The organism is Salmonella sp. NW177, from assembly GCF_051811585.1.
Classification (GTDB): domain Bacteria; phylum Pseudomonadota; class Gammaproteobacteria; order Enterobacterales; family Enterobacteriaceae; genus Salmonella; species Salmonella enterica.
The window spans coordinates 1-14,167 of the sequence record NZ_JAMMZV010000016.1 but is presented as its reverse complement, the minus strand read 5'-3'; the positions used below and the strand labels follow the sequence as shown (position 1 = coordinate 14,167).

Genomic DNA, 14,167 nt, shown 5'->3' with positions numbered 1-14,167 from the left:
GTCCTCTCTTTGGTACTAAGCTTTACTTGGAGTAAAGCTCGACGATCAGGTGTTCGTTAATGTCCGCAGACAGATCAGAACGCTCAGGCTTACGCTTGTACGTACCTTCCATCTTGCCAGCATCAACTTCCAGCCAGGTTGGCTTTTCACGCTGCTCAGCCAGCTCCAGAGCGGCTTTCACGCGAGACTGCTTCTTCGCTTTCTCACGAATGCTAACAACGTCATTCGGACTAACCTGATAAGAAGCGATGTTAACAACACGACCGTTTACCATAATTGCTTTATGGCTAACCAGCTGACGTGCTTCTGCACGAGTGGCGCCGAAGCCCATACGGTATACAACGTTGTCCAGACGACCTTCCAGCAGAGCCAACAGGTTTTCACCGGTGTTGCCTTTCAGACGTGCTGCTTCTTTGTAGTAGTTACGGAACTGACGCTCCAGCACACCGTAAATGCGGCGAACTTTTTGCTTTTCACGCAACTGCACACCATAGTCAGACAGACGCGGTTTACGCGCACCGTGCTGGCCAGGAGCTTGTTCAATTTTACACTTGGTATCGATCGCGCGAACGCCAGACTTAAGGAATAAGTCGGTGCCCTCACGACGGCTCAGCTTGAGCTTAGGACCCAAATATCTTGCCATTTTCTTTCTCCAACTAACCTGGAAAACGAAGCGTTATACGCGACGTTTTTTCGGCGGACGACAACCGTTATGAGGGATCGGAGTCACATCAGTAATATTAGTGATGCGGAAACCAGCGGCGTTCAGAGCACGAATAGTAGATTCGCGGCCTGGACCCGGACCTTTAACCATAACTTCCAGATTCTTGATACCGTATTCTTTCACGGCGTCAGCGCAACGCTCTGCTGCAACCTGAGCTGCAAACGGAGTGGATTTGCGAGAACCACGGAAACCGGAACCACCGGCTGTTGCCCAACCCAGCGCATTACCCTGACGATCGGTAATAGTCACGATGGTGTTGTTGAAAGAAGCATGGATATGAGCCACGCCGTCAGAGACTTGTTTTCTTACACGTTTACGTGCGCGAACTGGTGCCTTTGCCATTATTCAATCACCCCGATTATTTCTTGATCGGTTTGCGCGGACCCTTACGGGTACGAGCGTTGGTCTTGGTACGCTGACCGCGAACCGGGAGACCACGACGATGACGCAAACCGCGATAGCAACCAAGATCCATCAGGCGCTTGATGCTCATGCTGATTTCACGGCGCAGATCACCTTCAACGACAAATTTGGCAACTTCGTCACGCAGCGTGTCGATTTGTTCTTCAGACAGCTCACTGATCTTAACATTTTCAGCGATACCCGCTGCAGCCAGGATGGCTTTAGAACGGGTCTTGCCGACACCGTAGATCGAAGTTAACGCGATCACGGCGTGTTTCTGATCAGGAATGTTAATGCCTGCTATACGGGCCACTATGCACTCCTACTATTTAATATGTACGTACCATGCTGAAAAGCCCGTTTTCAGGATACTCAAATGGAAACGTACAGACATACAAAAGATTGGCTGGCTAATCTAGCCAGCTCAACCCAACTTTGCAAGAAAAATATGCGAAAAAATCAGCCTTGGCGCTGTTTATGCTTCGGCTCGGCACTGCAAATCACACGGATGACACCATCACGCTTAACGATTTTGCAGTTACGGCATAATTTCTTGACGGAAGCACGAACTTTCATTTTTACTCTCCGTAACTTCTCAGGCGACCAATTAACGGCCGTAGCCTTTCAGGTTCGCCTTCTTCAATGCAGACTCATACTGACTGGACATCATCAGAGTTTGCACTTGAGCCATAAAGTCCATAATCACGACAACAACGATAAGCAGTGAGGTCCCACCGAAGTAGAACGGCACTTTCATTGCATCACGCATGAACTCCGGGATCAGGCAGATAAAGGTAATATACAGCGCACCAACCAGGGTCAGGCGGGTCATTACTTTATCGATATACTTCGCCGTTTGCTCTCCCGGACGAATTCCTGGTACAAATGCACCGGACTTCTTCAGGTTATCTGCTGTTTCACGCGGGTTGAAAACCAACGCCGTGTAGAAGAAACAGAAGAAGATGATTGCAGACGCATAGAGTAACACATAAAGCGGTTGCCCAGGCTGCAAATACAGCGAAATTGTTGTCAGCCAGTTCCAACCAGTACCGCCCCCGAACCATGACGCGATGGTCGCCGGGAACAGAATAATACTGGAAGCGAAGATTGCCGGGATTACCCCCGCCATATTCACTTTCAGCGGTAAATGTGTGCTCTGTGCAGCATAGACACGACGACCTTGCTGACGTTTGGCGTAGTTTACCACAATACGGCGTTGACCACGTTCAACGAATACTACAAAGAACGTCACTGCAAATACTAATACTGCAACCAACAGCAACACGAGGAAGTGCAGGTCGCCTTGACGCGCTTGCTCGATAGTATGGGCAATGGCTGGCGGGAGTCCCGCAACGATACCAGCGAAGATGATGATTGAGATACCGTTACCGATACCGCGCTCAGTAATCTGTTCGCCGAGCCACATCAGGAACATGGTTCCTGTAACCAGACTTACAACAGCGGTGAAATAGAATGCAAAGCCTGGATTCATCACCAGGCCCTGCATACCAGGCATATTCGGCAAACCGGTAGCAATACCGATCGACTGGAATATCGCCAGCACCAGAGTACCGTAACGGGTGTACTGGCTGATCTTACGACGACCAGACTCCCCTTCTTTCTTAATTTCTGCCAGCGTTGGATGAACCACCGTCAACAGCTGGATAATGATCGACGCCGAAATATACGGCATGATCCCCAGGGCAAAGATAGAAGCACGGCTGAGAGCACCACCAGAGAACATGTTAAACATTTCAATGATGGTGCCTCGCTGTTGCTCAAGCAGTTTGGCAAGTACAGCGGCATCAATACCAGGGATCGGAATAAAAGAGCCAATACGGAACACAATCAGCGCGCCGATAACAAACAGCAGTCTGCGTTTCAGCTCACCTAAGCCACCTTTGGCACTTTGAAAATCTAATCCCGGTTGTTTAGCCATCTGCTACTTATTCCTCGATTTTACCGCCAGCAGCTTCGATAGCAGCACGAGCGCCTTTAGTAACACGCAGGCCACGAACAGTTACCGGAGTAGTGACTTCGCCAGCCAGGATCACTTTCGCGAACTCGATCTGAATACCGATAATGTTTGCCGCTTTCAGCGTGTTCAGGTCTACAACGCCGCCTTCTACTTTCGCCAGGTCAGACAGACGAACTTCGGCTGTAATCGCTGCTTTGCGAGAAGTGAAGCCGAATTTCGGCAGACGACGGTACAGAGGCATCTGACCACCCTCGAAACCGCGACGTACGCCACCGCCAGAACGAGACTTCTGACCTTTGTGACCACGACCACCGGTTTTACCGAGGCCAGAACCGATACCACGACCCAGGCGTTTACCCGCCTTTTTGGAGCCTTCGGCCGGAGACAGAGTATTTAAACGCATCTCTTACTCCTCAACTTTAACCATGAAGGAAACCGCGTTGACCATACCACGAACAGCAGGAGTATCCTCGCGCTCTACGGTGTGGCCAATACGACGCAGACCCAGGCCAAGCAGCGTTGCCTTGTGTTTCGGCAGACGACCGATTGCACTGCGGGTTTGAGTAATTTTAATAGTCTTTGCCATGGTTTATTTCCCCAGAATTTCTTCAACGGATTTACCACGCTTGGCAGCGACCATTTCTGGAGAATTCATATTTTCCAGGCCATCAATAGTTGCACGAACCACGTTGATCGGGTTGGTGGAACCGTATGCTTTAGCCAGAACGTTATGAACCCCAGCAACTTCCAGAACGGCGCGCATTGCACCACCGGCGATGATACCGGTACCTTCGGAAGCTGGCTGCATGAATACACGAGACCCCGTGTGAACACCTTTAACCGGGTGCTGCAGGGTGCCGTTGTTCAGCGCGACGTTAATCATATTGCGACGGGCTTTTTCCATCGCTTTCTGGATCGCTGCTGGAACTTCACGCGCTTTACCGTAACCAAAACCTACGCGACCGTTACCATCGCCTACTACAGTCAGAGCTGTGAAGGAGAAAATACGACCACCTTTAACGGTTTTAGATACGCGGTTTACCGCGATCAGCTTTTCCTGCAGTTCGCCAGCTTGTTTTTCGATGTGAGCCATCTTACACCTCTACCTTAGAACTGAAGGCCAGCTTCACGGGCAGCATCTGCCAGTGCCTGGACACGACCATGATATTGGAACCCGGAACGGTCAAAGGACACATCTTTGATGCCTTTTTCCAGAGCGCGTTCAGCGACAGCTTTACCCACAGCTGCAGCCGCGTCTTTGTTACCGGTGTACTTCAGTTGTTCAGCGATAGCTTTTTCTACAGTAGAAGCAGCTACCAGAACTTCAGAACCGTTCGGTGCAATTACCTGTGCGTAAATATGACGCGGGGTACGATGTACCACCAGGCGAGTTGCGCCCAGCTCTTTGAGCTTGCGGCGTGCGCGGGTCGCACGACGGATACGAGCAGATTTCTTATCCATAGTGTTACCTTACTTCTTCTTAGCCTCTTTGGTACGCACGACTTCGTCGGCGTAACGAACACCCTTGCCTTTGTAAGGCTCAGGACGACGGTAGGCGCGCAGATCTGCTGCAACCTGGCCGATCACCTGCTTATCAGCGCCTTTCAGCACGATTTCAGTTTGAGTCGGACATTCAGCAGTGATACCTGCCGGCAGCTGATGGTCAACCGGGTGAGAGAAACCTAAAGACAGGTTTACTACATTCCCTTTAACCGCTGCACGATAACCTACACCAACCAGCTGCAGCTTCTTAGTGAAGCCTTCGGTAACACCGATAACCATTGAGTTCAGCAGGGCACGCGCGGTACCAGCCTGTGCCCAACCGTCTGCGTAACCATCACGCGGACCGAAGGTCAGTGCATTATCTGCATGTTTAACTTCAACAGCATCGTTGAGAGTACGAGTCAGCTCGCCGTTTTTACCTTTGATCGTAATAACCTGACCGTTGATTTTGACATCAACGCCGGCAGGAACAACGACCGGTGCTTTAGCAACACGAGACATTTTTTCCTCCGATTAGGCTACGTAGCAGATAATTTCGCCACCAAGACCAGCCTGGCGCGCTGCACGATCAGTCATAACACCTTTAGAGGTAGAAACAACTGCGATACCCAGACCGGCCATAACTTTCGGCAGCTCATCTTTACGTTTGTAGATGCGCAGACCTGGGCGGCTGACACGCTGAATGCTTTCTACAACAGCTTTACCCTGGAAATACTTAAGAGTCAGTTCCAGTTCCGGCTTGGTGTCGCCTTCAACTTTAAAATCTTCAATAAAACCTTCTTCCTTCAGCACGTTGGCAATTGCCACTTTCAGCTTGGAGGAAGGCATGGTGACCGCAGCTTTGTTCGCGGCCTGACCGTTACGGATACGGGTCAGCATATCCGCGATCGGATCTTGCATGCTCATCTGTCTTTACTCCCGTGATTCAATTGGTGACAATTACCAGCTAGCCTTTTTCAGACCCGGAATTTCACCGCGCATAGCGGCTTCACGGACCTTAATACGGCTCAACCCGAACTTCCGCAGGAAAGCGTGCGGACGACCAGTTTGACGGCAGCGGTTACGCTGACGTGACGGGCTGGAATCACGCGGCAGAGTCTGCAGCTTAAGAACCGCATTCCAACGATCTTCGTCGGTTGCGTTCACATCAGAGATGATCGCTTTCAGTTCAGCGCGTTTCGCGAAGTATTTATCAGCTAAAGCTACGCGTTTTACTTCGCGTGCTTTCATTGATTGCTTAGCCATTTAGTAACCCTACCTTACTTGCGGAACGGGAAGTCAAAGGCAGCCAGCAGAGCACGGCCTTCTTCGTCAGATTTCGCAGTAGTGGTAATGGTAATATCCAAACCACGAACGCGGTCGACTTTATCGTAGTCGATTTCTGGGAAGATGATCTGCTCACGGACACCCATGCTGTAGTTACCACGACCGTCGAATGACTTAGCGGACAAGCCACGGAAGTCACGGATACGAGGAACAGCAATAGTGATCAGGCGCTCAAAGAACTCCCACATGCGTTCGCCACGCAGAGTTACTTTACAGCCGATCGGATAGCCCTGACGGATTTTGAAGCCTGCAACAGATTTGCGTGCTTTGGTGATCAACGGTTTTTGACCGGAGATTGCTGTCAGGTCTGCTGCTGCGTTATCCAGCAGTTTCTTGTCAGCGATCGCTTCACCAACACCCATGTTCAGGGTGATCTTCTCGACCCGAGGGACTTGCATGACAGAATTGTAGTTAAACTCAGTCATGAGTTTGTTAACTACTTCGTCTTTGTAGTAATCATGCAGTTTCGCCATCGTACTACTCCAAATTACTTGATAGTTTCGCTGTTAGACTTGAAGAAACGGACTTTTTTGCCGTCTTCGAATCTAAAGCCTACACGGTCAGCCTTGCCGGTTGCCGCATTGAAGATTGCAACGTTAGAAACCTGAATTGCAGCTTCTTTTTCAACGATGCCGCCCGGTTGGTTCAGAGCCGGAACCGGCTTCTGGTGTTTCTTAACCAGGTTGATACCTTCAACAATGACCTTGCCGGAAGACAGGACATTCTTAACTTTACCGCGTTTACCTTTATCTTTACCGGTTAACACGATAACTTCGTCATCACGACGGATTTTCGCTGCCATGATTCGCTCCTTAGAGTACTTCTGGTGCCAGAGAGATAATTTTCATGAACTTCTCGTTACGAAGTTCACGAGTTACCGGCCCAAAAATACGCGTACCGATAGGCTGCTCGCTGTTATTGTTTAAAATAACGCATGCATTACCATCGAAGCGAATGACAGAACCGTCCGGGCGACGAACACCCTTCTTGGTGCGCACCACTACCGCCTTCAGCACATCACCTTTTTTGACCTTACCACGCGGAATCGCTTCTTTGATGGTGATCTTAATGATGTCGCCTACGCCTGCGTAGCGACGGTGCGAGCCACCCAGAACCTTGATACACATTACGCGACGTGCACCGGAGTTGTCGGCGACGTTCAGCATAGTCTGTTCTTGGATCATTTTAGTGCTCCGCTAATGTCAACTACTACTGAGACCCGAAAATCAGGTCGTTAAAAAAACCCCATATCGAGGGCGCGGCATTATAACACCGCAAATCAGATATGGGTAGAAAAAATAAACGGCCCATCGCTGAGCCGTTTATTCGTTGAGAATGCGTACTGTATTACAGAACCGCTTTCTCTACAACGCGAACCAGAGTCCAGGATTTGGTCTTGGACAGCGGACGGCATTCGCGGATTTCAACCACGTCGCCGATACCGCATTCGTTGTTCTCGTCATGTACGTGCATTTTGGTCGTACGCTTGATGAATTTACCGTAGATCGGGTGTTTCACAAAACGTTCGATAGCAACAACAATGGATTTCTCCATTTTGTCGCTAACCACGCGACCTTGCAGAGTACGGATTTTATCGGTCATTACGCACCCGCCTTCTCAGTCAGTAAAGTCTTAACGCGTGCGACATCACGACGCACTTGCTTCAACAGGTGAGACTGTTGCAGCTGGCCACTTGCAGCCTGCATACGCAGGTTGAACTGCTCACGCAGCAGGTTCAGTAGCTCGGTGTTCAGCTCTTCAACGCTCTTCTCACGCAGCTCTTTTGCTTTCATTACATCACCGTCTTAGTTACAAAGGTGGTTTTAATCGGCAGTTTCGCTGCTGCCAGCTTGAATGCTTCACGGGCCAGCTCTTCCGGTACGCCGTCCATTTCATACAGGACTTTACCCGGCTGAATCAAGGCAACCCAATACTCCACGTTACCTTTACCTTTACCCATACGCACTGCCAGCGGCTTTTCAGTGATCGGTTTGTCCGGGAATACACGGATCCAGATCTTACCTTGACGCTTAACTGCACGGGTCATAGCACGACGTGCTGCTTCGATCTGACGGGCAGTCAGACGACCACGGCCAACAGCTTTCAGGCCGAAGCTGCCGAAGCTAACATCCGCGCCTGCAGCCAGACCACGGTTGCGGCCTTTGTGCATTTTACGGAATTTTGTACGCTTTGGTTGTAACATCAGCGACGCTCCTTATTTACGGCCTTTACGCTGCTGCTTTTTCGGTTGAGCAGCCGGTTTTTCCGGTTGTTCAACAGCAGCCATACCACCCAGGATCTCGCCTTTGAAGATCCACACTTTAACGCCGATTACACCATAAGTGGTGTGCGCTTCAGAGGTGTTGTAGTCGATGTCAGCACGCAGAGTGTGCAGCGGTACGCGACCTTCGCGGTACCATTCGGTACGTGCGATTTCCGCGCCGCCCAGACGGCCGCTAACTTCAACTTTGATACCTTTAGCGCCCAGACGCATGGCGTTCTGTACAGCACGCTTCATCGCACGACGGAACATAACGCGACGTTCCAGCTGAGAAGTGATGCTGTCAGCAACCAGTTTAGCGTCCAGTTCAGGTTTACGAACTTCGGCGATGTTGATCTGTGCAGGAACGCCAGCGATATCCGCTACGACCTTACGCAGTTTTTCTACGTCTTCACCTTTTTTACCGATAACGATACCCGGGCGAGCGGTGTGAATGGTCACACGGATGCTCTTAGCCGGACGCTCGATAACGATACGAGATACAGACGCTTTAGCCAGTTCCTTCGTCAGGTACTGACGTACTTTAAAATCGCTGTCCAGGTTGTCAGCGAATTCTTTGGTGTTCGCAAACCAGGTAGAGTTCCATGGTTTTACAATACCCAGGCGAATACCATTAGGATGTACTTTCTGACCCATTGCTAGTCTCCAGAGTCTCAGCGATCGGACACAACCACAGTGATGTGGCTGGTGCGCTTCAGGATGCGATCTGCACGACCTTTTGCACGCGGCATAATGCGCTTCATGCTCGGGCCTTCGTCTACGAAAATTTTCGTAACTTTCAGATCGTCAATGTCAGCGCCATCGTTGTGTTCAGCGTTAGCAATGGCAGATTCCAGAACTTTCTTGACCAGTACAGCCGCTTTCTTGTTGGTGTAGGTCAGAATATCCAGAGCCTGCGACACTTTCTTACCGCGAATCAGGTCAGCAACAAGGCGAACCTTCTGAGCAGAAGAACGAGCATGGCGATGTTTAGCGATAGTTTCCATCTCTTCCTCCTACCTTATTTCTTCTTCGCTTTTTTATCAGCAGCGTGGCCGCGATAAGTACGAGTCGGTGCGAATTCACCCAGTTTGTGACCGACCATTTCGTCGGAAACAAATACCGGAACGTGCTGACGACCATTATGGACAGCGATGGTCAAACCGATCATGTTAGGAAAGATCGTTGAACGACGGGACCAGGTGCGCAGGGGCTTCTTGTCTCCGCTTTCCACCGCTTTCTCTACCTTCTTCAGCAAGTGCAGGTCAATAAAAGGACCTTTCTTGAGAGAACGTGGCATGGCTTATCCTCTAAAATTATTTGCTACGGCGACGTACGATGAATTTATCAGTACGCTTGTTGCTGCGGGTCTTCTTACCTTTGGTCTGAACGCCCCACGGAGTTACCGGGTGCTTACCAAAGTTACGACCTTCACCACCACCATGTGGGTGGTCTACTGGGTTCATCGCAGTACCGCGAACGGTAGGACGAACGCCACGCCAGCGTGCAGCACCTGCTTTACCCAGAACGCGCAGCATATGCTCAGCATTGCCAACTTCGCCCAGGGTTGCACGGCAGTCTGCTTCGACTTTACGCATTTCACCAGAACGCAGACGCAGGGTGACATAAGCGCCATCGCGAGCAACGATCTGAACGTAAGTACCAGCGGAACGTGCCAGCTGACCGCCTTTACCTGGTTTCATTTCTACGTTATGAACGGTAGAACCAACCGGGATATTGCGCATCGGCAGGGTGTTGCCTGCTTTGATTGCAGCATCAACGCCAGACTGAATCTGGTCGCCAGCTTTCAGGCCTTTCGGGGCCAGGATGTAACGGCGTTCGCCGTCTTTGTACAGAACCAGCGCGATGTTCGCGGAACGGTTCGGATCGTACTCAAGACGTTCAACAACTGCCGGGATACCGTCTTTGTTGCGTTTGAAGTCAACAATACGATAAGCCTGTTTGTGACCACCACCGATATGACGAGTGGTGATACGGCCATTGTTGTTACGACCACCGGATTTGCTGTTTTTTTCAACCAGCGGAGCAAAAGGTTTGCCCTTGTGCAGCTCTGGGTTGACCACTTTAACGACGTGGCGACGACCCGGAGATGTCGGTTTACATTTAACAACTGCCATTGTATTACTCCTCCGACTTACTCAGCGCCGCCGACGAAGTCCAGATTCTGGCCTTCTTTCAGGGTGACGTAAGCTTTTTTCCAGTCGCTACGACGACCGATACGCTGTCCGTGACGTTTAACTTTCCCTTTAACGACCAGGGTGTTAACGACTTCGACTTCGACTTCAAACAGTTTCTGCACAGCAGCTTTGATTTCTGCTTTGGTCGCGTCTTTAGCAACTTTGAGAACGATGGTGTTAGTTTTTTCCATCGCAGTAGACGCTTTTTCAGAAACGTGCGGTGCGCGCAGCACCTTCAGCAGACGTTCTTCACGAATCATGCCAGCATCTCCTCAACTTGCTTAACAGCATCAGCAGTCATTACGACTTTGTCGAAGGCGATCAGGCTAACCGGGTCGATACCAGTCGCATCGCGTACGTCAACCTTGTGCAGGTTACGTGCGGCCAGGAACAGGTTCTCGTCCAGCTCACCGGTGATGATCAGCACATCTTCCAGAGCCATGTCTTTCAGTTTCTGTGCCAGCAGCTTAGTTTTCGGCGCTTCTACAGAGAACTTCTCGACAACGATCAGACGATCCTGACGTACCAGTTCGGACAGGATGCTTTTCAGCGCGCCGCGGTACATCTTCTTGTTAACTTTTTGACTGTGGTCCTGCGGACGAGCAGCGAAGGTCACGCCACCGGAACGCCAGATCGGGCTCTTGATAGAACCTGAACGCGCACGGCCAGTGCCTTTCTGGCGCCACGGTTTTTTACCGGAACCAGTTACTTCAGCACGAGTCTTCTGAGCACGAGTACCCTGACGAGCACCAGCTGCATAAGCAACAACAACCTGGTGAACCAGCGCTTCGTTGAAATCACGACCGAAGGTAGTTTCGGAAACAGTCAGCGCGCTCTGCGCGTCTTTCAATACTAATTCCATTGCTATCCCCTTACGCCTTCACAGCTGGTTTAACGATCAGGTCGCAACCGGTTGCACCCGGAACACCACCCTTAACCAGCAGCAGGTTGCGCTCAGCGTCAACGCGTACTACGTCAAGGCTCTGAACGGTTACGCGCTCATTACCCATCTGACCTGCCATTTTCTTGCCTTTGAACACTTTGCCCGGAGTCTGGTTCTGACCGATAGAACCCGGAACGCGGTGAGACAAGGAGTTACCGTGAGTAGCGTCCTGGGTACGGAAGTTCCAGCGCTTAACGGTACCAGCGAAACCTTTACCTTTAGAGGTACCGGTTACGTCAACTTTTTTAACGTCAGCAAACAGTTCAACGCTGATGCTCTGACCTACGGTGTATTCTTCGCCTTCAGCCAGACGGAATTCCCACAGACCACGGCCAGCTTCTACGCCAGCTTTAGCAAAGTGACCCGCTTCCGGCTTGGTGACACGGTTAGCTTTTTTAGCACCCGTAGTAACCTGAACAGCGCGGTAGCCATCGTTAGCCAGGTCTTTAACCTGAGTAACACGGTTTGCTTCAACTTCGATTACGGTTACTGGGATAGAGACGCCATCTTCAGTGAAGATGCGGGTCATACCCACTTTTTTACCGACTAAACCAATCATTGTATCAACCTCTCAATCGCTCGATGACCTGATTAACCCAGGCTGATCTGCACGTCTACACCGGCAGCCAGGTCCAGACGCATCAGAGCATCAACGGTTTTCTCGGTTGGCTCAACGATGTCAACCAGACGCTTGTGAGTGCGAATTTCGTACTGATCGCGCGCATCTTTGTTAACGTGCGGAGAGATCAGAACGGTAAAGCGCTCTTTGCGGGTCGGCAGCGGGATCGGACCGCGAACCTGCGCACCAGTGCGCTTGGCAGTCTCGACGATTTCCGCGGTTGATTGATCGATCAGACGATGATCAAACGCTTTCAGGCGGATACGGATTCTTTGGTTCTGCATGAGACCAGAGCTCCAATTATTTTATAAACGAAAATGATTACTCCTCACACCCATTACGATTGATGGGAGAGTGTAACCGTTCTTACGTAGCTCCCCGATTGGGAGCATTGTTAAATAGCCAAATCGGCTATTCGAGGTTCAAATCGAACCTGCCGTCAATTACGACAAGCCCGCGCATTATACGTAAATCTCAGCCTGACGCAAGTGTCGGATAGAAATTAAGCGCTTTATTCTTATGCGAGCATGATTCCAGATGGTACGCATGGGATGGCAACGCGCATCTTTTCTTTGGAAGGCATCAGGCAAACCTGGCAATACGTCGTTGTCGCTGTCGCATAAATCTATAAAGGTGAGCACAAGCCTTGACGAGGATTTGCTTATGTTTGTTGCCCTCCCCTTTCTCATTTTTTATGCGTCGTTCTCTTTATTACTTGGCATATACGACGCGCGTACCGGTCTGTTGCCTGACCGGTTTACCTGTCCATTACTGTGGGGTGGTCTGCTTTATCACCAGATTTGCCTGCCGGAGCGTTTACCGGATGCGCTTTGGGGCGCTATCGCCGGCTATGGCGGATTCGCGTTAATTTACTGGGGCTATCGCCTGCGTTATCAGAAAGAGGGGCTTGGATATGGCGACGTCAAGTACCTCGCTGCCTTAGGGGCGTGGCATTGTTGGGAAACACTGCCGTTACTGGTTTTCCTTGCCGCCATGTTGGCCTGTGGCAGGTTTGGCGTCGCGCTACTGGTGAGAGGTAAATCGGCATTAATAAACCCGCTACCTTTTGGGCCATGGCTGGCGGTGGCGGGTTTCATAACAGGTTGGAAAGTTTTCTTTCCAGACGGTTAATCGGTAACCTTAATTTGTGATTGCAGATAATTTTGCATACCAAGTTTGGCAATCAAATCCAGCTCAGTTTCCAGCCAGTCGATGTGGCCTTCCTCGTCGGCAAGAATTTCAATCATCATATCCCGGCTGACATAATCATGAACGCTATCGGCATAGGCTATTGCCTCACGTAGATCTTTTGCGCCTTCCAGTTCGAGCCGGAGATCCGATCGTAGCATCTCTTCGACATCTTCACCGATGCCCAGCTTGCCCAGATCCTGTAGGTTCGGTATGCCTTCCAGAAATAAAATACGCTCAATATACTTATCGGCGTGTTTCATCTCATCAATGGATTCATGGTACTCAACATCATTAAGCCGGGTCAGCCCCCAGTTTTTGAACATACGGGCATGAAGAAAATACTGATTAATTGCGACAAGCTCATTTCCCAATAGTTTATTGAGATAATTTATGATTTTAACATCACCTTTCATTTTATAGTCCCTCCGCTTCCACTCTCTAGAGCGTAGATGGGGCTACAGGGATGTCAAAAAAAAGAGTGTGACTCAGGCGATCTCTTTAAATTCCGGCATTTGCGTTAACTCATCCTGCATCACTTCTCGCGCGGCGCGAATACACTTACCACATTGATTTCCCACAGGAATAAATTTACGCAACTGTTGAAATGACTGTGGATGAAATTGTCGTACAGCCTGGCGGATTTTTTTATCGCTTATACCATTACACAAACAAACGTACATGATCGCTCCCGTTCAATTTCCGCACAAAGTGTAAATGAGAATGGTTATGATTACAATAGCACAAAGCGATTTACGCCACGGGAGAAGCGTTAAAAAGGGTGAATAAATATAACAGCGGCTAAATAGCAGGCAACAAAAAGGGCGCCGAAGCGCCCTCTTCAATTCAAAACTAATTAACGAGTAATTAGCCCAGAACTTTAGCAACAACGCCCGCGCCAACGGTACGGCCGCCTTCACGGATTGCGAAACGCAGACCGTCGTCCATCGCGATCGGGTGGATCAGGGTAACAACCATTTTGATGTTGTCGCCCGGCATTACCATCTCTACGCCTTCCGGCAGTTC

Annotated in this window: 29 protein-coding genes and 1 pseudogene; 1 reads left to right on the top strand and 29 read right to left on the bottom strand. The window is 50.3% G+C overall.

Annotated features, from left to right (window positions below):
• Window positions 1-22: 22 nt before the first annotated feature.
• The 26 genes from rpsD to rpsJ all read right to left on the bottom strand — a co-directional run bounded on the left by rpsD (window position 23) and on the right by rpsJ (window position 12,237).
• Window positions 23-643, bottom strand: coding sequence for a 30S ribosomal protein S4 (gene rpsD, locus NA986_RS23960; RefSeq protein ID WP_000135226.1), 621 nt, complete (start codon window positions 641-643; stop codon window positions 23-25).
• Window positions 644-676: 33 nt separating this feature from the next.
• Entirely contained in the window at window positions 677-1,066 is a 390-nt protein-coding gene (gene rpsK / locus NA986_RS23955) for a 30S ribosomal protein S11 (protein ID WP_001029758.1), read from the bottom strand.
• Window positions 1,067-1,082: 16 nt separating this feature from the next.
• Complete coding sequence (rpsM, locus tag NA986_RS23950; RefSeq protein ID WP_000090780.1) at window positions 1,083-1,439, bottom strand: 30S ribosomal protein S13; 357 nt, start codon at window positions 1,437-1,439, stop codon at window positions 1,083-1,085.
• 146 nt (window positions 1,440-1,585) lie between these two features.
• The gene (rpmJ, locus tag NA986_RS23945; RefSeq protein ID WP_000868187.1) at window positions 1,586-1,702 is read right to left on the bottom strand and encodes a 50S ribosomal protein L36; all 117 of its coding nucleotides are present in this window, start codon (window positions 1,700-1,702) and stop codon (window positions 1,586-1,588) included.
• 31 nt (window positions 1,703-1,733) lie between these two features.
• Window positions 1,734-3,065, bottom strand: a complete 1,332-nt coding sequence (gene secY / locus NA986_RS23940; protein WP_001118864.1) for a preprotein translocase subunit SecY — start codon at window positions 3,063-3,065, stop codon at window positions 1,734-1,736.
• 7 nt (window positions 3,066-3,072) lie between these two features.
• Window positions 3,073-3,507, bottom strand: a complete 435-nt coding sequence (rplO, locus tag NA986_RS23935; RefSeq protein ID WP_001238917.1) for a 50S ribosomal protein L15 — start codon at window positions 3,505-3,507, stop codon at window positions 3,073-3,075.
• 3 nt (window positions 3,508-3,510) lie between these two features.
• Entirely contained in the window at window positions 3,511-3,690 is a 180-nt protein-coding gene (gene rpmD / locus NA986_RS23930; RefSeq protein ID WP_001140434.1) for a 50S ribosomal protein L30, read from the bottom strand.
• Between the two features lie 3 nt (window positions 3,691-3,693).
• Window positions 3,694-4,197: a 30S ribosomal protein S5 gene (gene rpsE / locus NA986_RS23925; RefSeq protein ID WP_000940121.1), complete on the bottom strand. Its 504-nt coding sequence runs from the start codon at window positions 4,195-4,197 to the stop codon at window positions 3,694-3,696.
• A 14-nt stretch (window positions 4,198-4,211) separates the two neighbouring features.
• Window positions 4,212-4,565, bottom strand: coding sequence for a 50S ribosomal protein L18 (rplR, locus tag NA986_RS23920; protein WP_000358956.1), 354 nt, complete (start codon window positions 4,563-4,565; stop codon window positions 4,212-4,214).
• Between the two features lie 9 nt (window positions 4,566-4,574).
• Window positions 4,575-5,108, bottom strand: coding sequence for a 50S ribosomal protein L6 (gene rplF / locus NA986_RS23915; protein WP_000091939.1), 534 nt, complete (start codon window positions 5,106-5,108; stop codon window positions 4,575-4,577).
• Between the two features lie 12 nt (window positions 5,109-5,120).
• Window positions 5,121-5,513 carry a 30S ribosomal protein S8 gene (gene rpsH / locus NA986_RS23910; protein WP_000062611.1) on the bottom strand — a complete coding sequence of 131 codons (393 nt, stop codon included), beginning with the start codon at window positions 5,511-5,513 and terminating at the stop codon, window positions 5,121-5,123.
• Window positions 5,514-5,546: 33 nt separating this feature from the next.
• Complete coding sequence (gene rpsN, locus NA986_RS23905; RefSeq protein WP_001118932.1) at window positions 5,547-5,852, bottom strand: 30S ribosomal protein S14; 306 nt, start codon at window positions 5,850-5,852, stop codon at window positions 5,547-5,549.
• 14 nt (window positions 5,853-5,866) lie between these two features.
• The gene (rplE, locus tag NA986_RS23900; RefSeq protein WP_001096206.1) at window positions 5,867-6,406 is read right to left on the bottom strand and encodes a 50S ribosomal protein L5; all 540 of its coding nucleotides are present in this window, start codon (window positions 6,404-6,406) and stop codon (window positions 5,867-5,869) included.
• Between the two features lie 14 nt (window positions 6,407-6,420).
• A complete protein-coding gene (gene rplX / locus NA986_RS23895) occupies window positions 6,421-6,735 on the bottom strand; it encodes a 50S ribosomal protein L24 (RefSeq protein ID WP_000729185.1) in 315 nt (104 codons plus the stop codon).
• 10 nt (window positions 6,736-6,745) lie between these two features.
• Window positions 6,746-7,117 carry a 50S ribosomal protein L14 gene (rplN, locus tag NA986_RS23890; protein ID WP_000613954.1) on the bottom strand — a complete coding sequence of 124 codons (372 nt, stop codon included), beginning with the start codon at window positions 7,115-7,117 and terminating at the stop codon, window positions 6,746-6,748.
• A 163-nt stretch (window positions 7,118-7,280) separates the two neighbouring features.
• A complete protein-coding gene (gene rpsQ, locus NA986_RS23885) occupies window positions 7,281-7,535 on the bottom strand; it encodes a 30S ribosomal protein S17 (RefSeq protein ID WP_000130101.1) in 255 nt (84 codons plus the stop codon).
• On the bottom strand, window positions 7,535-7,726 hold the full coding sequence (gene rpmC, locus NA986_RS23880; protein ID WP_000644742.1) for a 50S ribosomal protein L29: 192 nt from the start codon (window positions 7,724-7,726) through the stop codon (window positions 7,535-7,537). The genes rpsQ and rpmC overlap by 1 nt, the downstream gene beginning before the upstream one ends.
• A complete protein-coding gene (gene rplP / locus NA986_RS23875; protein WP_000941208.1) occupies window positions 7,726-8,136 on the bottom strand; it encodes a 50S ribosomal protein L16 in 411 nt (136 codons plus the stop codon). Before rplP ends, rpmC begins: the two co-directional genes overlap by 1 nt.
• A gap of 12 nt (window positions 8,137-8,148) precedes the next feature.
• On the bottom strand, window positions 8,149-8,850 hold the full coding sequence (gene rpsC / locus NA986_RS23870; RefSeq protein WP_000529945.1) for a 30S ribosomal protein S3: 702 nt from the start codon (window positions 8,848-8,850) through the stop codon (window positions 8,149-8,151).
• Between the two features lie 17 nt (window positions 8,851-8,867).
• Window positions 8,868-9,200: a 50S ribosomal protein L22 gene (rplV, locus tag NA986_RS23865; protein ID WP_000447529.1), complete on the bottom strand. Its 333-nt coding sequence runs from the start codon at window positions 9,198-9,200 to the stop codon at window positions 8,868-8,870.
• Window positions 9,201-9,214: 14 nt separating this feature from the next.
• Window positions 9,215-9,493 (bottom strand): 30S ribosomal protein S19, encoded by a 279-nt coding sequence (gene rpsS, locus NA986_RS23860; protein ID WP_001138115.1) that lies wholly within the window; start codon window positions 9,491-9,493, stop codon window positions 9,215-9,217.
• A 16-nt stretch (window positions 9,494-9,509) separates the two neighbouring features.
• Complete coding sequence (gene rplB, locus NA986_RS23855) at window positions 9,510-10,331, bottom strand: 50S ribosomal protein L2 (RefSeq protein ID WP_000301869.1); 822 nt, start codon at window positions 10,329-10,331, stop codon at window positions 9,510-9,512.
• A gap of 17 nt (window positions 10,332-10,348) precedes the next feature.
• The gene (gene rplW, locus NA986_RS23850; protein ID WP_000617546.1) at window positions 10,349-10,651 is read right to left on the bottom strand and encodes a 50S ribosomal protein L23; all 303 of its coding nucleotides are present in this window, start codon (window positions 10,649-10,651) and stop codon (window positions 10,349-10,351) included.
• Complete coding sequence (gene rplD / locus NA986_RS23845; RefSeq protein ID WP_000424395.1) at window positions 10,648-11,253, bottom strand: 50S ribosomal protein L4; 606 nt, start codon at window positions 11,251-11,253, stop codon at window positions 10,648-10,650. The genes rplW and rplD overlap by 4 nt, the downstream gene beginning before the upstream one ends.
• A 10-nt stretch (window positions 11,254-11,263) precedes the next feature.
• The gene (gene rplC, locus NA986_RS23840; protein ID WP_000579838.1) at window positions 11,264-11,893 is read right to left on the bottom strand and encodes a 50S ribosomal protein L3; all 630 of its coding nucleotides are present in this window, start codon (window positions 11,891-11,893) and stop codon (window positions 11,264-11,266) included.
• Between the two features lie 32 nt (window positions 11,894-11,925).
• The gene (gene rpsJ, locus NA986_RS23835) at window positions 11,926-12,237 is read right to left on the bottom strand and encodes a 30S ribosomal protein S10 (protein WP_001181005.1); all 312 of its coding nucleotides are present in this window, start codon (window positions 12,235-12,237) and stop codon (window positions 11,926-11,928) included.
• 379 nt (window positions 12,238-12,616) lie between these two features.
• Here rpsJ and hopD point away from each other — a divergent pair, with 379 nt between their 5' ends.
• On the top strand, window positions 12,617-13,084 hold the full coding sequence (hopD, locus tag NA986_RS23830) for a prepilin peptidase (protein ID WP_000495849.1): 468 nt from the start codon (window positions 12,617-12,619) through the stop codon (window positions 13,082-13,084).
• Here the strand turns inward: hopD and bfr are convergent.
• The 3 genes and pseudogenes from bfr to tuf form a co-directional block, all read right to left on the bottom strand.
• On the bottom strand, window positions 13,081-13,557 hold the full coding sequence (gene bfr / locus NA986_RS23825; protein WP_000675530.1) for a bacterioferritin: 477 nt from the start codon (window positions 13,555-13,557) through the stop codon (window positions 13,081-13,083). The two genes, hopD and bfr, sit on opposite strands and share 4 nt — an antisense overlap.
• A 72-nt stretch (window positions 13,558-13,629) precedes the next feature.
• A complete protein-coding gene (gene bfd, locus NA986_RS23820; protein ID WP_000289082.1) occupies window positions 13,630-13,824 on the bottom strand; it encodes a bacterioferritin-associated ferredoxin in 195 nt (64 codons plus the stop codon).
• Between the two features lie 184 nt (window positions 13,825-14,008).
• Window positions 14,009-14,167: pseudogene (gene tuf, locus NA986_RS23815) on the bottom strand (elongation factor Tu); the annotation flags it as partial.

Bases quoted from the DNA above. Each gene is read 5' to 3' on its own strand.
- bfr (WP_000675530.1), bottom strand. From the start codon at position 13,557: ATGAAAGGTGATGTTAAAATCATAAATTATCTCAATAAACTATTGGGA.
- rplP (WP_000941208.1), bottom strand. From the start codon at position 8,136: ATGTTACAACCAAAGCGTACAAAATTCCGTAAAATGCACAAAGGCCGC.
- rplX (WP_000729185.1), bottom strand. From the start codon at position 6,735: ATGGCAGCGAAAATCCGTCGTGATGACGAAGTTATCGTGTTAACCGGT.
- hopD (WP_000495849.1), top strand. From the start codon at position 12,617: ATGTTTGTTGCCCTCCCCTTTCTCATTTTTTATGCGTCGTTCTCTTTA.
- rpsN (WP_001118932.1), bottom strand. From the start codon at position 5,852: ATGGCTAAGCAATCAATGAAAGCACGCGAAGTAAAACGCGTAGCTTTA.
- rpsJ (WP_001181005.1), bottom strand. From the start codon at position 12,237: ATGCAGAACCAAAGAATCCGTATCCGCCTGAAAGCGTTTGATCATCGT.
- rpsD (WP_000135226.1), bottom strand. From the start codon at position 643: ATGGCAAGATATTTGGGTCCTAAGCTCAAGCTGAGCCGTCGTGAGGGC.
- rplD (WP_000424395.1), bottom strand. From the start codon at position 11,253: ATGGAATTAGTATTGAAAGACGCGCAGAGCGCGCTGACTGTTTCCGAA.
- rplE (WP_001096206.1), bottom strand. From the start codon at position 6,406: ATGGCGAAACTGCATGATTACTACAAAGACGAAGTAGTTAACAAACTC.
- rplR (WP_000358956.1), bottom strand. From the start codon at position 4,565: ATGGATAAGAAATCTGCTCGTATCCGTCGTGCGACCCGCGCACGCCGC.
- rpmJ (WP_000868187.1), bottom strand. From the start codon at position 1,702: ATGAAAGTTCGTGCTTCCGTCAAGAAATTATGCCGTAACTGCAAAATC.
- rpsH (WP_000062611.1), bottom strand. From the start codon at position 5,513: ATGAGCATGCAAGATCCGATCGCGGATATGCTGACCCGTATCCGTAAC.
- rpmD (WP_001140434.1), bottom strand. From the start codon at position 3,690: ATGGCAAAGACTATTAAAATTACTCAAACCCGCAGTGCAATCGGTCGT.
- rpsS (WP_001138115.1), bottom strand. From the start codon at position 9,493: ATGCCACGTTCTCTCAAGAAAGGTCCTTTTATTGACCTGCACTTGCTG.
- secY (WP_001118864.1), bottom strand. From the start codon at position 3,065: ATGGCTAAACAACCGGGATTAGATTTTCAAAGTGCCAAAGGTGGCTTA.
- rplB (WP_000301869.1), bottom strand. From the start codon at position 10,331: ATGGCAGTTGTTAAATGTAAACCGACATCTCCGGGTCGTCGCCACGTC.
- bfd (WP_000289082.1), bottom strand. From the start codon at position 13,824: ATGTACGTTTGTTTGTGTAATGGTATAAGCGATAAAAAAATCCGCCAG.
- rplW (WP_000617546.1), bottom strand. From the start codon at position 10,651: ATGATTCGTGAAGAACGTCTGCTGAAGGTGCTGCGCGCACCGCACGTT.
- rplN (WP_000613954.1), bottom strand. From the start codon at position 7,117: ATGATCCAAGAACAGACTATGCTGAACGTCGCCGACAACTCCGGTGCA.
- rplO (WP_001238917.1), bottom strand. From the start codon at position 3,507: ATGCGTTTAAATACTCTGTCTCCGGCCGAAGGCTCCAAAAAGGCGGGT.
- rpsC (WP_000529945.1), bottom strand. From the start codon at position 8,850: ATGGGTCAGAAAGTACATCCTAATGGTATTCGCCTGGGTATTGTAAAA.
- rplF (WP_000091939.1), bottom strand. From the start codon at position 5,108: ATGTCTCGTGTTGCTAAAGCACCGGTCGTTGTTCCTGCCGGCGTTGAT.
- rpsQ (WP_000130101.1), bottom strand. From the start codon at position 7,535: ATGACCGATAAAATCCGTACTCTGCAAGGTCGCGTGGTTAGCGACAAA.
- rpmC (WP_000644742.1), bottom strand. From the start codon at position 7,726: ATGAAAGCAAAAGAGCTGCGTGAGAAGAGCGTTGAAGAGCTGAACACC.
- rpsE (WP_000940121.1), bottom strand. From the start codon at position 4,197: ATGGCTCACATCGAAAAACAAGCTGGCGAACTGCAGGAAAAGCTGATC.
- rpsK (WP_001029758.1), bottom strand. From the start codon at position 1,066: ATGGCAAAGGCACCAGTTCGCGCACGTAAACGTGTAAGAAAACAAGTC.
- rplV (WP_000447529.1), bottom strand. From the start codon at position 9,200: ATGGAAACTATCGCTAAACATCGCCATGCTCGTTCTTCTGCTCAGAAG.
- rplC (WP_000579838.1), bottom strand. From the start codon at position 11,893: ATGATTGGTTTAGTCGGTAAAAAAGTGGGTATGACCCGCATCTTCACT.